Annotated in this window: 10 protein-coding genes and 1 pseudogene; 5 read left to right on the plus strand and 6 right to left on the minus strand. The window is 44.0% G+C overall.

What is annotated here, in order from left to right:
- Positions 1 to 12 precede the first annotated feature (12 nt).
- The 3 genes and pseudogenes from MF542_RS14700 to MF542_RS14710 all read right to left on the minus strand — a co-directional run bounded on the left by MF542_RS14700 (position 13) and on the right by MF542_RS14710 (position 2,694).
- Entirely contained in the window at positions 13 to 1,782 is a 1,770-nt protein-coding gene (locus tag MF542_RS14700) for a PspC domain-containing protein (RefSeq protein ID WP_247020793.1), read from the minus strand.
- Positions 1,775 to 2,113, minus strand: a complete 339-nt coding sequence (locus MF542_RS14705; protein WP_247020795.1) for a PadR family transcriptional regulator — start codon at positions 2,111 to 2,113, stop codon at positions 1,775 to 1,777. The genes MF542_RS14700 and MF542_RS14705 overlap by 8 nt, the downstream gene beginning before the upstream one ends.
- A 170-nt stretch (positions 2,114 to 2,283) precedes the next feature.
- Positions 2,284 to 2,694: pseudogene (locus tag MF542_RS14710) on the minus strand (helix-turn-helix domain-containing protein).
- Positions 2,695 to 2,798: 104 nt separating this feature from the next.
- On the opposite strand from MF542_RS14710, the gene tmpT reads away from it, so the two are divergent.
- Positions 2,799 to 3,437, plus strand: a complete 639-nt coding sequence (tmpT, locus tag MF542_RS14715; RefSeq protein ID WP_247020799.1) for a thiopurine S-methyltransferase — start codon at positions 2,799 to 2,801, stop codon at positions 3,435 to 3,437.
- 52 nt (positions 3,438 to 3,489) lie between these two features.
- Here the strand turns inward: tmpT and MF542_RS14720 are convergent, their stop codons facing one another.
- Positions 3,490 to 5,010: a serine hydrolase domain-containing protein gene (locus tag MF542_RS14720; RefSeq protein ID WP_247020801.1), complete on the minus strand. Its 1,521-nt coding sequence runs from the start codon at positions 5,008 to 5,010 to the stop codon at positions 3,490 to 3,492.
- A gap of 347 nt (positions 5,011 to 5,357) precedes the next feature.
- Here MF542_RS14720 and MF542_RS14725 point away from each other — a divergent pair, with 347 nt between their 5' ends.
- The 4 genes from MF542_RS14725 to MF542_RS17700 all read left to right on the plus strand — a co-directional run bounded on the left by MF542_RS14725 (position 5,358) and on the right by MF542_RS17700 (position 9,267).
- A complete protein-coding gene (locus tag MF542_RS14725; RefSeq protein ID WP_247020803.1) occupies positions 5,358 to 6,734 on the plus strand; it encodes a sensor histidine kinase in 1,377 nt (458 codons plus the stop codon).
- A 4-nt stretch (positions 6,735 to 6,738) separates the two neighbouring features.
- Positions 6,739 to 7,440, plus strand: coding sequence for a LytR/AlgR family response regulator transcription factor (locus tag MF542_RS14730; protein ID WP_247020804.1), 702 nt, complete (start codon positions 6,739 to 6,741; stop codon positions 7,438 to 7,440).
- A gap of 151 nt (positions 7,441 to 7,591) precedes the next feature.
- Positions 7,592 to 8,332 (plus strand): serine hydrolase domain-containing protein, encoded by a 741-nt coding sequence (locus tag MF542_RS17695; RefSeq protein ID WP_281501721.1) that lies wholly within the window; start codon positions 7,592 to 7,594, stop codon positions 8,330 to 8,332.
- Positions 8,329 to 9,267, plus strand: a complete 939-nt coding sequence (locus MF542_RS17700) for a serine hydrolase domain-containing protein (RefSeq protein ID WP_281501722.1) — start codon at positions 8,329 to 8,331, stop codon at positions 9,265 to 9,267. The genes MF542_RS17695 and MF542_RS17700 overlap by 4 nt, the downstream gene beginning before the upstream one ends.
- 50 nt (positions 9,268 to 9,317) lie before the next feature.
- Here the strand turns inward: MF542_RS17700 and MF542_RS14740 are convergent, their stop codons facing one another.
- Together MF542_RS14740 and MF542_RS14745 are read right to left on the minus strand one after the other, a co-directional pair.
- Positions 9,318 to 10,526, minus strand: a complete 1,209-nt coding sequence (locus MF542_RS14740; protein ID WP_247020806.1) for an alpha/beta hydrolase-fold protein — start codon at positions 10,524 to 10,526, stop codon at positions 9,318 to 9,320.
- Between the two features lie 186 nt (positions 10,527 to 10,712).
- Positions 10,713 to 13,193: a zinc-dependent metalloprotease gene (locus MF542_RS14745; protein WP_247020808.1), complete on the minus strand. Its 2,481-nt coding sequence runs from the start codon at positions 13,191 to 13,193 to the stop codon at positions 10,713 to 10,715.
- Between the last annotated feature and the right edge of the window lie 156 nt (positions 13,194 to 13,349).

The following is a 13,349-nucleotide window of genomic DNA, read 5'->3' on the forward strand; positions in this document are numbered from 1 at the left end:
CCGTTTTGTTTGTTAGCGAGAGCTGTTGCTCTCGCCGTTTGCTGTCGTGCTCGGGTTTTTAGCCTTTATGGCCATTAATTGTTCAACATGTTGCTGGAATTCGGTAATCACCGGGTAGGTTTCGCTAAGCGCTTTTGCTTTTTCGTTAAGCTCGGCAAGATTTGAAACAAACAGACTACGGTCAGGTAGCAGATACTGGCGTATCTCATTGATTTCCGCTGTATGAGCTTCAAAAGCCTTATCAAAGCGAGAGTTATATTCGATATTATATTGAATATTACTGCTACAGCTCCAAACTTCACCGAAGAAAAACTCCGCACAGAATTTATCTTGAAGAACGATCCGCTCGTTGTTGCTTACGCGTCCATCCTGTTCCGGGCCATAATCGTAAAGATTATCCCCCACTGCCAAGTATGTACCTTCCATGATCCCATAGTCTTTTGCGAAATAACGATAAGGATCACCATAACGGTATAGCGTGAATTCCCGGCTGCTTTTCACAACGGTATTTTGTGGAATTTCAAGCACCACTTCTACGCCTTGTCCGCGAACATAAGCATCAGGGTCAAGTGACCAAGAGCGATCAAGCGTGAGCTTATTACCTGCAAAATTGAAAGCATATTCGATGGTTTGAATGTTTTCCTTTGCCTTTGCGACCGTACTGCCGTCAGCGTCATAAGAAATCAGCATGTTCACTTCATTTTCTGAACCGGTATGCGTTCTAATGCTATAACGCACATCATAAGCATATGGGTTCATCAAATCCGGAAGGTTTTCATTGAAAACCAGTTCAAACTTGTTTCCATCAAGTGCAAATTTACGCTCAACCTCTTCATGGGCATGATGCAGATGGGCATAATTCAGATATCCAAAAGCAGCAGCAATCATAACAATCGGGGCTACGACAGCACGCTTGAATTTCCTATCAAGCTTACGCTTAGGCTGATCCAGATAAAATTCCCGGAAATAGATTGCTAGAATTAGCACCACAATATAAAGCGCAGCGGCACTTAGCATCCAATTGATTACCACAGGGAACAGGCGGCCTTCATTGAAGACATAAACCCCCACCAGTACAAAGAAAGCTGCAAACAACAAGCCTCCTGCAAAGGCGTTCTTAAAGAGAAACCAATATCCTTTCCGGCGGTTCACAAAGTGAGTACCAATCACCGATAAAAGGGTTCCCACCAAACTGATAGGCAGAAAGATAATTCGCTGTAGTTGTACAAACGGATTTTCTTTAGGGGCATCATATTCCGCAATTTTCCGGGCTGTAGCTGTCTCACCCTTAGCGGCCAGAGCTTTGGTTCTGCTGTTGGCTTTATCAAGCGATATCCAGAAAATCAGGTACAGTGCCAGACCAAGGCCAAAAAGCGCAGTCAGCGCTATAAACACTAGGCGCAATACAAATGCTGGTACACCGAACCGGATAGCAAGACCAGCACACACGCCGGCGAGAATTTTATTCTGAGGGTCCAGATAACTTTTTTTAGGTTGAACTGGCTCTGAATAATCTTCGGCCTCTTCATCACCATCAATAAAGCCAACCTGTTCAATTACGCTTTCGAGCTGCTCTACCGTAATGGCTTTTTTATCATGGCTACTGAATGTGTAGAGAAGCTCGGCGATACGTAATTCAATATCTTTAACAATCTCTGCTTCACAGTCATCACCTGCTAGCTGATGCCTGATTTTCTTCAGGTAGGACCGAAGCACGTCATAAGCTTCTTCATCTATCCAAAAAACCTGACCGGCTATTTCTATACTGACAACCTTATTCATTGCTCTGTCCTCTGCGGATAGATTCCACGGAATCTGTCATATCTTGCCAGGCAGCGTCTAGCTTCGCGAGAAACGCTGTCCCTTCTTCTGTTAGCGCGTAATATTTACGCGGCGGACCGGCTTCAGACTCCACCCAACGGTATTGCAGAAGCTTCGCTTTCTGCAAACGGTTGAGCATTGGATATAGCGTGCCATCAGTGACGATTAGGTTCGCTGCCTTCAGACGATCTATTAGCTCGGCGGTATAAATCTCATCCTTTGCCAGCAAGCTGACAATGCAGAACTCAAGTATCCCGCGTCGCATTTGTGAAATTGTATTTTTTGCGTCCATGGGAATCACCATATAACATGCTACCATGTTATGCAAGGTAGCATGTTATATTAAAGATCATTGTAACGCATAGATGAGATTGCCATCATCCAGAAATAAAGAAAAAATCTCGACAAAACAATATGATAGAATGTTTTTCGCACCAGGAATTTTTATTATTTTTTTTGTCTCTATCGGTCTCGAAGATATTTTTTATTGGTAATTTTCATCACCTTTTGGAAACGAGGACATTCTAAATGGCTTGGTGCTTCACACACAGCTGCATGCCTCAAACCATCTCACATAGCGGTAAGCTGCTTTATGTTCCTATCAAGCTCATCAGCCTTCACAAGCAACTGTTCCCTGTTAATCTCGGTACCACCTTCAGTGAACATTGCTCCAATCTCTTCCAACGAGAAACCTGATTGTTGCCCCAACACTATAAGCTGAAGCCGAAGCAGTACATTTGGCTCAAACAAACGCCTTAACCCTCGTCTGCCGATTGAGCGAATGAGATCCTTCTCTTCATAAAACCTGATGGTAGATGCAGGCAAACCAGATAGTTTCCCAACCTCGGCAATATCAAGGATAGCAGGGTTCATAATTTTTCTCTTGACCTCAAGTTAACTTGAACTTGTAGCCTACCCATAATTCACCATAGGTTCAAGCGAGCCTACGGTGCGGTAATTTAGTATGAGGTAAGATTATGGATGAACAATTTTGGCACCAGAAATGGGCAAAGAATGAGATTCGCTTCCATCTAAGCGAGGCAAACCCAAAGCTTGTGAAATATTTCGGCGAACTTGAACTATATGAGAACAGTCGCATTTTCTTGCCACTTTGTGGCAAAACCAAAGATATTGGATGGCTATTATCGAACGGACATTCCGTTGTTGGCGCAGAACTTAGCGAAGCAGCCATCACGCAATTATTTGAAGAATTAGAGCTGGAGCCAGCAATCACTGCCGCCGGTTCCATGAAACTCTACAGCACAGAGAATATAGATATTTATGTGGGTAATATCTTTGATCTGACAGAGAGAATGTTAGGCCTTGTCGACGCTGTGTTTGACCGCGGTGCACTGGTGGCTTTACCCGCTGAAATGAGAAAACGCTATGCAGCACATATAATCGATATCACTGAGGCCGCCCACCAGCTTCTTATCTGTTTGGAATATGATCCGGCCCTCAGGAATGGACCTCCTTTTCCCATCACAGATACAGAAGTAACCCAGCATTATTTTGATACCTATCAGCTTAAGTTGCTGGTGAAAGATCCATTACCGCATGAAGAATTTGATATCTCCCCTGTTACAGAAAACGCTTGGCTATTGAAAAACAAGTAAGCCAACTACAAATCAGTCGAGCAAAATTGCATGCTCGACTGATTATGCCTCGTTATTTCCCTACTCTAAGCTCCGCGAGCTTTTCTTGAGCACCTTCAAAATCGGGATCAAGTTCCAACACTTTTTCATACGCTGATAAGGCTTTAGCCTTGTCCTGCGCCTTCAAGAAAGCTTCTGCAAGGCTATCAAACGTATTTGGCGAGTTTGGGAATGTTTGTGTATTAATTTCAAACACGGCAGTTGCTTCCGCCAGCTTATCATTGCCAAGGAGAAGATACCCCAGTCGGTTTAATTCACCTTCATCAAAATAATATTTGCTCACAGTTTGCTTAACAAATTGCCGTGCAGCGTCAGCTCCGCCTTCACTAACGACCTTATAAAGCGCTTGCGCCATTGAACGCTTGAGAGGTGCAGGCTCCTTGCCTTCCAGAATAGCTTCTACATCATCTACAGCTTGGTCAACACTATCGTCTGCTCCGTTATTTGTAAGCATGATGATACTACGGTCTTTATTCGGGAACATTTCAAACGCTGCCTTAAATCCGCGCCAATGCCCCCCGTGGGCTACCCGTCGTTTACCAAGTTTACTATCCCTTAAACCCCAACCAAACCCGTATTCTTTAGTACTGCCGTCAGCAAGGGTGATAGGTGTAGTGGCTTCCTTCCAACTTTCCACTGAAACCAACTGTCCCGCAGAAAGGGCTTGTTCCCATTTATGCAGATCAGAAATCGTGGAATAAATACCACCTCCGCCTACCAGATAGAAAAACGGTATTTGGTCGTTCTCGCGGATTTCCCCAGTTAAGTGCGTGCTGAATCCATAAGCTCTTTTGTCAATTTCATCTTCTGTATCTGGTGTACGCAAAACTGTGTCTTTCATACCCAGAGGATTAAAGAACTCATCATCTAGAAAAACTGCAAAGGGTTTTTCAGACACCCGCTCAACAATTGAAGCCAGCAAGGTATAGCCTGTATTACTATAAGCCCATTTTTCCTGAGGCCCGAAGCGAACAGGTATTTTAAGTTCTACAAGCACCTCCAATAGGCCATTATTAGTGATATTTTCCTTCACGTTACCCTGCCGGTACTGCTGTGAATAATACCCCATCACTTCTGGCACACCCGATGTATGATTCAAAAGATGCCGAATGGTAATGCCTTCATATGGCAATTCCGGGAGATATTTTCGCACATCATCATCAAACGCCAACTTGCCTTGATCCTTAAGGCGCATAATTGCAGTAGCGGTAAACTGCTTGGTGATAGAACCAATATCGAATTGATGATTTGCTTCCAGTTTGACTGTTGTATCTACACCGGCCTGCCCCATTGTTTTAGTATAAATCAATTGCCCACCATCTGTTACCAGAACAGTTCCGTTACAAATTTTGTAACCCTCACAGCGCTCGAAATAACTATCCAACTTTTGAATTCTGCTTTCGATGCTCCGGCTTTCCTGTGCCGCAACCTGCTGGGCACCTGTCACCATAAGAGCGCAAAGTCCCAAAGCGCTGGTGCGAAGCACATTCAATCCATTAGGTGTTTTTAGAATATTACGATTTCTTCTGATCATTTTTCTTCTCCAACAAGCGGAGGGCGGAATTGCCTCTGTCGCTGTTGAGTTCAAAATATGTTCAGCATAAATATCTACAACGTGAGAGTGATGAACGCCCCAAAACTCGTGACCGAAGAAGAATTAGGCATTTTTAACGTTAAAATGGGTGACGGGTTAGTTTATCCCTGAAATCAGCCCGTTGATCATTTAACCCTTTTGGGGCGAGTATAATATCGCGAGCATAAACACCATAAAGTCAGCGCGAACAATTGAGTGAAACTCCAATGAACCTATCCAGTGTTACACACGCTATTGTCCCCTACCTCTCTGGGCTCTTAGTGATCTTTGGAAACAGCGTATTTTATATGTTTATGAAAGATGGTGCGGGACTTACCAATTACCTTTACACTCTCACACGTTTTACTCTTGAGTTGGGGCCGATAGTTTTACTTCTAAGTACATACAGCCCAAAAACCATTGAGCGCCGCTGGATATACCGTCTTATTATTCTGCTTACCGGGCCAGCAATTTTAATGGGTTTAGCCAACCAATCACACACTGCCCCATATGTCATCAGTGATATTTTCAGTTTTCTTTTGTTATGGCTGATTTACGGTATTGAATATGTGAATGGTTGGTTTAGCGCACGGCAAAAAAACCAGATTAAATTCAACATCAATCTTGATAATGCTCTATTTTCACTGGCGGTGATTGCCAGCTTTATAGCGGCTCTTTTCCTGGGGTCTCATCCAGAGGCAATCTATAACCAACCTATTCCTCTCGAGGTAAATTTCCGGCATATTTTTGAAAACATTCCCACATTCGTTTTCTTCTGGTTTCAGATGCTACTCTTATATATGTGCCTTTATGTGCTCTATTATATAAATCATCACGTACTGATTAACCATTTCCTCAGTAAACACGGTGTGGTGGCTTATGTTTTCGCGGGTTTTATGACGCTTATCATTCTTTATCCGCCGCTCACTTATATAGCCCTCAACTTACCAATAAGCGGCGGCAGCCAACCACTAACACCAAGCGGAGATGACAACATCTTCAGCATTCATAACTTCAATATGGGTTTTGCGGCACTGGCCGGTAGCTTACCATTGATACTAGCGTTTAAATGGCAAGAAAATTCCAGGCAGTTATCAGAGGCAGGAAAACGACAGCTAGAAGCTGAACTAACATTGCTTCAACAACAGATAAACCCTCATTTCCTCTTTAACTCACTCAATAGCCTTTATGCTCTCACCCTAACCAAATCAGTGAAAGCCCCGGAAGCCGTACTGCAACTTGCGGGACTTTTCAGATACGTAGTTTATAAAGGCGATAAGGAACGTGTGCCACTGACAGAAGAGTTCACATATTTGCAGGACTACCTAGCGCTACAGCAGCTGAGGATGGGGGAAGACTGCCAATTTAATATCCATTTCGGCAATACCAGTTCCAATCACACCATTGCCCCCTTGATGTTGATCGTTTTCATCGAAAACGCATTCAAACACGGCTTGGAAGGAAACAACAAAAACTCATGGTTACATATCTCAGCGTCCATGGAAGATAACAAGCTTACTTTCATTTGTGAGAATTCCATCCTGCGAAATCATGAAAACAGCACTCCCGGTATTGGCCTTGAAAATGTTCGTAAACGCTTGAATTTGCAGTATAAAGATCAGCATACTCTCAATATCACAAAAATGCAGGATCGTTTCTGTATCTCACTGGTAATGGACCTTTAATCCCATGATAAAAGCACTAATCATTGATGATGAACCTCTCGCTCATGAGATTATAAAAACATACCTGAATGAAGTGGATGATGTAGAAATCTCCGGGCACTGCCATTCAGCTCAAGATGCGCTAGAATTCCTTAAGACCGAGCAGGTTAACCTGATCTTCCTTGATATCGAAATGCCAGTTTTAAGCGGACTTGATTTTTTAAGCATGCTTAAAGAAAAGCCCGCAATTATCATCACATCAGCTTACGAAGAATATGCGTTAGAGAGCTATAACTTCGATGTAACCGATTATCTTCTTAAGCCCTACCGGTTTGACCGATTTGAGCAAGCACTTGGAAAAGTGCGAAAGCGTATCTCTAATGCCAGCCAACCACTAGCAACACCGGAAGAAACTGCCCCCATACAAGATAGCCTGCTGATTAAGGTAGACAGCAAACATATTCACGTGCAGTTTGAAGATATCCACCACCTGGAAGCGTATGGCAATTACGTAAAAGTATGGCGCGGGGATAACTATTTGCTAACATCCGCCTCCCTGATCAGTTTCGAGAAAAGCCTACCCTCAAACCGTTTTATACGCATTCATAAATCCTTCATTGCCCGCAAGGATGCGATCGATTTCATCGAAGACGACACGGTAGTTTTCAAAACTGGCCTACGCCTGCCCATTGGAAAAACACACCGAAAAAATCTGCTAAATTGGTAAATATTATTCGAAAATACTCTTGAAATAGAAGTATCCATCGATATGGTACTTTTCTATAAAAAGAAAAATATGCTGGTTACAGAACAGCGCGCCCTTGAAAGGAAATCGATTTCCCGACGAGCGCATAACTTGACGACAGAGGGAGGACCATATGCGCCGTATGCATATGCTTTTTGCCGTTGTTCTGCTGCCCTTCACATTGCTGGCATGCTCTGAACAACAAACACAACAATCAGAAAACCTACAACAATATGCCGATAAGCTGATGGAACAGGCTTATCTGGACCTTATTCCCGGCGCTATCATTGCAGTATCCAAAGGCGATGAAATCATATACCGCGGCGCACGCGGGCAAGCTAATGCTGAACTTGAGGTTCCTCTTAACCCAGGCCATGTGATGCGGATTGGTTCAGTAACCAAACAGTTTGCAGCCGCGGCCATTTTAAAACTTGTGGATGACGGTAAGCTAAACCTTGATGACCCACTATCAAAGTTTTTGCCCGATTACCCAAACGGTAAAAACATTACCATACTTCAACTTCTCAACCATACATCAGGTATTAAAAGCTATACCAGCATTGAAGGCGTAATGGATGGCCCTATTCGCCTAGATGCCACCACAGAAGAAATGATCGCAAGTTTCAAAGATATTCCAGTTGATTTTAAACCGGGTGAAAGTTGGGCATACAATAATTCTGGTTATGTACTTCTAGGCGCCATCATTGAGAAAATTACAGGGAAAGCTTGGTATGCACATATGCAAAAAGCGATTTTCAATGAGTATGACCTCAAGAAAACGGAATTTGGCGGTAATGACCTGCTAATCCGCGGCCTCACAAACGGTTATACACTTATTGACGGTAACCTCGCCCCCGCCCCATTCTTAGTATGACACAGCCCCATGCTGCAGGCGCTTTGGTATCTACACCTGAAGACCTTCTGCGCTGGAACATAGCCTTGCATAACGGTAAACTGCTGAAAGATGCCACTTACAGACAAATGATAACGCCGCAAGGCAAAGCCGTAGAAGCTGAATATGGTTTCGGTATTAATAACCAGCAGTTCAGAGGTGAAGTGATGCTTTCACACGGTGGCGGCATTCACGGTTTCAACAGCTTTCTAATGTACCTGCCGGAATCTGAAGTTGGCGTAGCAATTATTCAGAACTCAGACAGTTCCCTATCCGACTTTCGCCCATCAGAAATCGCGTTCCGTATCGCAGCCTATGCACTTGGCAACCCATTCCCCGAGCCTGTGGTTGAGGATCTAAGCAAAAGCGAACTTCGCGAATATGAAGGTGTGTACCAAATCAACGAACATGAAAACCGTGAAATACGCTTGATGGGTGACCAGCTTACCTCAAAACGCACTGGCGGTGTACCGCTACCGCTAATGCCAATTGGTGGTGACCAGTTCCTGTTTGATAACGGCATGGATGTTTTGAAATTCACCCGTGATGACGGTGCTGAAATATCTGGCATGGAGCTGAAAACCATTAAAGATAGCGAAGGCACTTTCAGCGCACTTGTTACAACAACGCTACCGAAGAACATAAGCGCAGCCAGCCTTTCTTCTGCGCAAAAAGAGCGCGTTACCGGCACATACCAAGGCGGGCCTGGACTTATACTTCATGTACGCATAGAAGGCCGTAAAATACTGGTTCAACTGGAAGGGCAGGCTGAACTGGAAGCAACAGCCCAAACGGCGGACCTTTACTTCCTGCCACAAACAGGTGCGTCATTGGAATTTGCTAAAGGAGATCAAGCGCCTAACGTGACCTTAAGCCAAGGCGGGCGTTCAGTTACGCTAGAACGCGCTCCTAACTAATCAACGCCTGACATAAAAAAGCCAGGCTTTGCCTGGCTTTCCTTACCCAATCACTGAGAAAGGCTTTTCTTATAACGTTCAACTTGCTGCTTCAAAAAGCCGAGGTCCGAAGATTCTTGTTTTTCTGCAAGAACAACTGCCATTTCATAGGTTTTCACGGCATCTCCAAAACGCTCCGCAGCGCCATAAGCCCGCCCAAGCGCATGATAAGCAAACAAATCTTCTTTATGGTTATCAAGGTTCGCAGCTAACAGTTTGATAGCACCCTCATGATCTCCTGCACTGCTATAAAGGAAACCAGTATTTTGCATCACCTCGCTCGGGATAGTATCTGGAGTGTTATATTTACCAGCCCTGCGCTCAAAAAACGCTTGCAGCCCTACCATTCCACCCGCTTTTTCAAACTCCTCTTTGGTAACATACCGAGGCGCCTGATAATCGGCAAAACTATGAGACAAACCCTGATAAACCGTTAGGAACGGCGTTGTCATATGTACTTGATTATCGATAAAGTCATAGCGCCAATCAAAGTTCTCTGGTGCTTTTTCCTTAAAGAGCGCAACCATATTGTTAAGAGCAGATGTTGCACGCACACCTTCTTCAGCTTCATCAGCAAGAGTGAAATAGAGAGATTTAGTTAATCCCGCATTCTCAGAGAATATTTTTTCAAATTTACCAAGAAGTTCACTGTTTCTTACCTGCACCACAGGGCTCGCAGCCACATAGGCATCAAACATATCACCATCATCAGCAAGAACACTCAGAGTGAAATATCCGGCGAGTGAATGACCAAACAGTGTTTTATGGCCGCTTGTTGGAAACTTGGCTTCTACAAACGGCAACACTTCGTTTCCAATAAAGTTACGGAACTTATCCATCTCTCGCGCCATATCCCGGCCGCGTGTCCCTCTGCCATTCGGGATAGCAACAATAATAGCTTCCGGCATACGGCTGTTTTCTTCAAGCAGCCCTGAGCCAAGAGTTGCATGCCCGAAATGACTATCACCATCCAGCACAACAATAACCGGATACTTCTGAGTATTATCGCCTGAAGGATTATAGCTTTTTGGCAAATGAACGAGTATTTCCCGTTCTTCCCCCAAAATACCAGATTGAAGCAAATAACGTTTTCCTAGCTCAACAGTAACAGCTTCAGTTTCCTTCGCTTCCTGAAAACCCATGTAAGCATTTGCTGAATATGTATGAATGGTAGTTGTTGCAATAGTCCCCACCAGCAACAGGCTTAGAATTGATTTCATGATCAAACTCTTCCTTATGTGTTTCCCCTAAACACCGACCATTTCTGGACTAAAGGTAAAACACCTTATTGCACAATCACTTACTCGTGATGAAAGTTTATAAACCTTATGTATATACCAAAAGAAAAGGAGGCTAGCTTGCACTAACCTCCCTTATCATTTTAACACTCAATTGAGTGATTAATCTTAATCAGCATCCAGTGCTTTTTCGATCTTGCCTGCAAGGTTTAGGAAGTGAATGCCAGACATTGTTTTCGCATTACGTGCTCCAACCTTCTTAAGCTCGCTTTCAAGCTCAACAAGTGTTGCACGGCTCAATGAACGGTAATCTTCACTTACCTTGCCGTCTTTCGCTTCAATACCTGCGATCAGATGGTTCACCATTTCGCCCTGAAGGTTACGGCGATAAGCAGAAACGTTAGGCTTACGGTCTTTAAGCTCTTCAAATACCGCAGCTTTCACATCACCAAACAATTCAACTGGATCATATGTTTCAAGACCACCTTCGCGGAATTTCACGATACGGTCGATCTTAGCCGGAGCCAGCATTGAACGCACGATACGAGTACCAAAACCGTTTACTGTGTTGCTGTAGAAATCATAACCAACACGCTTCAGAACTTCTTCATTCTTCCAGAAAGAAGGAAGTTTGAAAGCATTATCAGCAATAAACTTCATCGCTTCTTTCTGCTTCGCAAGCGGGTAAGCATCAAACACATCTGTCTGGCTTTGGCCCTGTGCTAGTTCATTGCGGTAAATCGCAGAACCAACATACTTGGCAACATGGCCAATTTCACGGCGGAACTGGCCAGCAAGCGCACGGTACGCAACACGTACTTCCTCGTATGTTTTACCATCTTCATAAGAAGCAGCATCAACAAGGTTTGCCATAATACGCTCAAGGTTTTTCATACCAAGGCGTGTTGCTTCCATTGCATCGTTACCGATATCCTCTGTCTGGATACGCGGATCATATGCAAGGCCAACAGAATAAGCATCCCAGCGAAGAGCTTTATCTTCAAGCTGACGGTCAGCGATTTTGTTCAGAAGTTCAACTTCTTCCTCGGCAGTTTTATTGCCTGGGAATTCTTTGTAACCCCACTCAATTGCGAACTTATCATATGGGCCAGCAATATAATCAATTGGTGAAACACCATCTTCTGGCTGCATTACATAGTTAAAACGTGCGTAATCCATAATGGACGATGCAACACCATTTTTCGCTACGAACGCAGGATCGCGAAGCTGATCAACAGAGTAAGCATTTGAACCGATGAAGTTATGGTGCAACCCGATTGAGTGACCAACTTCGTGTGCTACAACAAAACGTACAAGATCAGACATTACATCATCAGGTAAAGGTAGCTTCTTAGCACGAGGGTCTGTTGCGCCAGCCTGTGCAAAATACCATTCTTCAATAAGCTTGATCACATTGTGATACATGCGAACATCAGCTTCGATGATTTCACCTGTGCGCGGATCAGCCACATGCGGACCATTTGCGTTTGGAATGAAAGATGGTACCCAGCGGATTACTGCGTAACGCGCATCTTCCGGGTCCCAATCAGGATCTTCTTCAACGGTTGGAGCCATCTTGGCTACAATCGCATTTTTGAAACCAGCTTGTTCAAACGCAACCTGCCAGAACTCAATACCTTCACGTACTGCTTCGATATAGCGCGTTGGCGTACCACGGTCGATATACCATGTGATTGGCTTCACTGGCTCGCTAACTTCAGCATTCGGATCTTTTTTCACAAGACGCCAGCGCTTAATGAAACGTTTTGTTTCAACCTTGTTTTTCTCACCAGAGAAATCAGAATAACGCGCGTCAAAGAAACCAACACGGTGGTTATAATGGCGTGGTTTCATCAGATCATCAGGAAGAGCAAGAATAGAATGGCGAATTTCCGCTGTTACATTCTGGCTTTCTTTACCTTGCTTGCGGCTGAAACGACCAAGAACACGCGTTTCCACATTGCGCTCGAACGCTTTCACATTTTTCACAAGTGAATTCTTAGCATCCATCTTGGCTTTGAACATGCCTTCAAGGCCTTTAACTTTGCCCATGAACGCGCCTGTCATATCAACAACAGGTGTTTTATTCTCACCAAATGTAACGATCTTCAGTTTTGCAAGGATGCCGTCGAGGTCAGCTGCATTTACAACAAATGTCTCTGGCTCACCCTCTTTCGAAATTACAGAATAATCACGTGCACGAAGAAGCAGATCATCGCCGATACGCTCAAAATATACATATTGACGTGCAGAATCTGCTGAGATCAGACCTTTATTGGTTTCAATACCAGCAACCTTCACCTGCCATACAAATTCGCGACCTAGCTGATCTTCCGGGATTTCAAAATATACTTTACCATCCACGTGGTGCGTTGTGAAAACACCGTGCTTTGTGATGGCTTTGTCCGTTACAACATCTTCGTATTTTTTAAACTTCGGTTTCTTTTTTTTCTTTTTATCTTTTTTATCGCCGTCTTTTTTCTCAGCACCTTCTTTTTTTTCTTCATCCTGTTTTGCAGGAGCCTTTTTTACTGGCTCTTTTTCTTGAAGAAGAAGGGCATCCACCACATCCATCTCATACGCAGATACCGAAGCGGCAGAGAGCGCAAGCAAACTTGTTGCACACGCCAGCTTGATTACATTTTTCATACTTTCCTCCAGAGCAGAAATTCAAACTCACTGAAGGTTCTAATGGGAAACATTGGGTATGGGAATAGCTGCCAAAAGATTAGTATAAAAGGCTAACCAATTGAATTGTGGCAAAAATGAGCCCAAAGCCGCTACCAGCAATGGTTACAAGGGAAA

Origin of the sequence: Kordiimonas laminariae, from assembly GCF_023008165.1 — a bacterium.
GTDB lineage: Bacteria > Pseudomonadota > Alphaproteobacteria > Sphingomonadales > Kordiimonadaceae > Kordiimonas > Kordiimonas laminariae.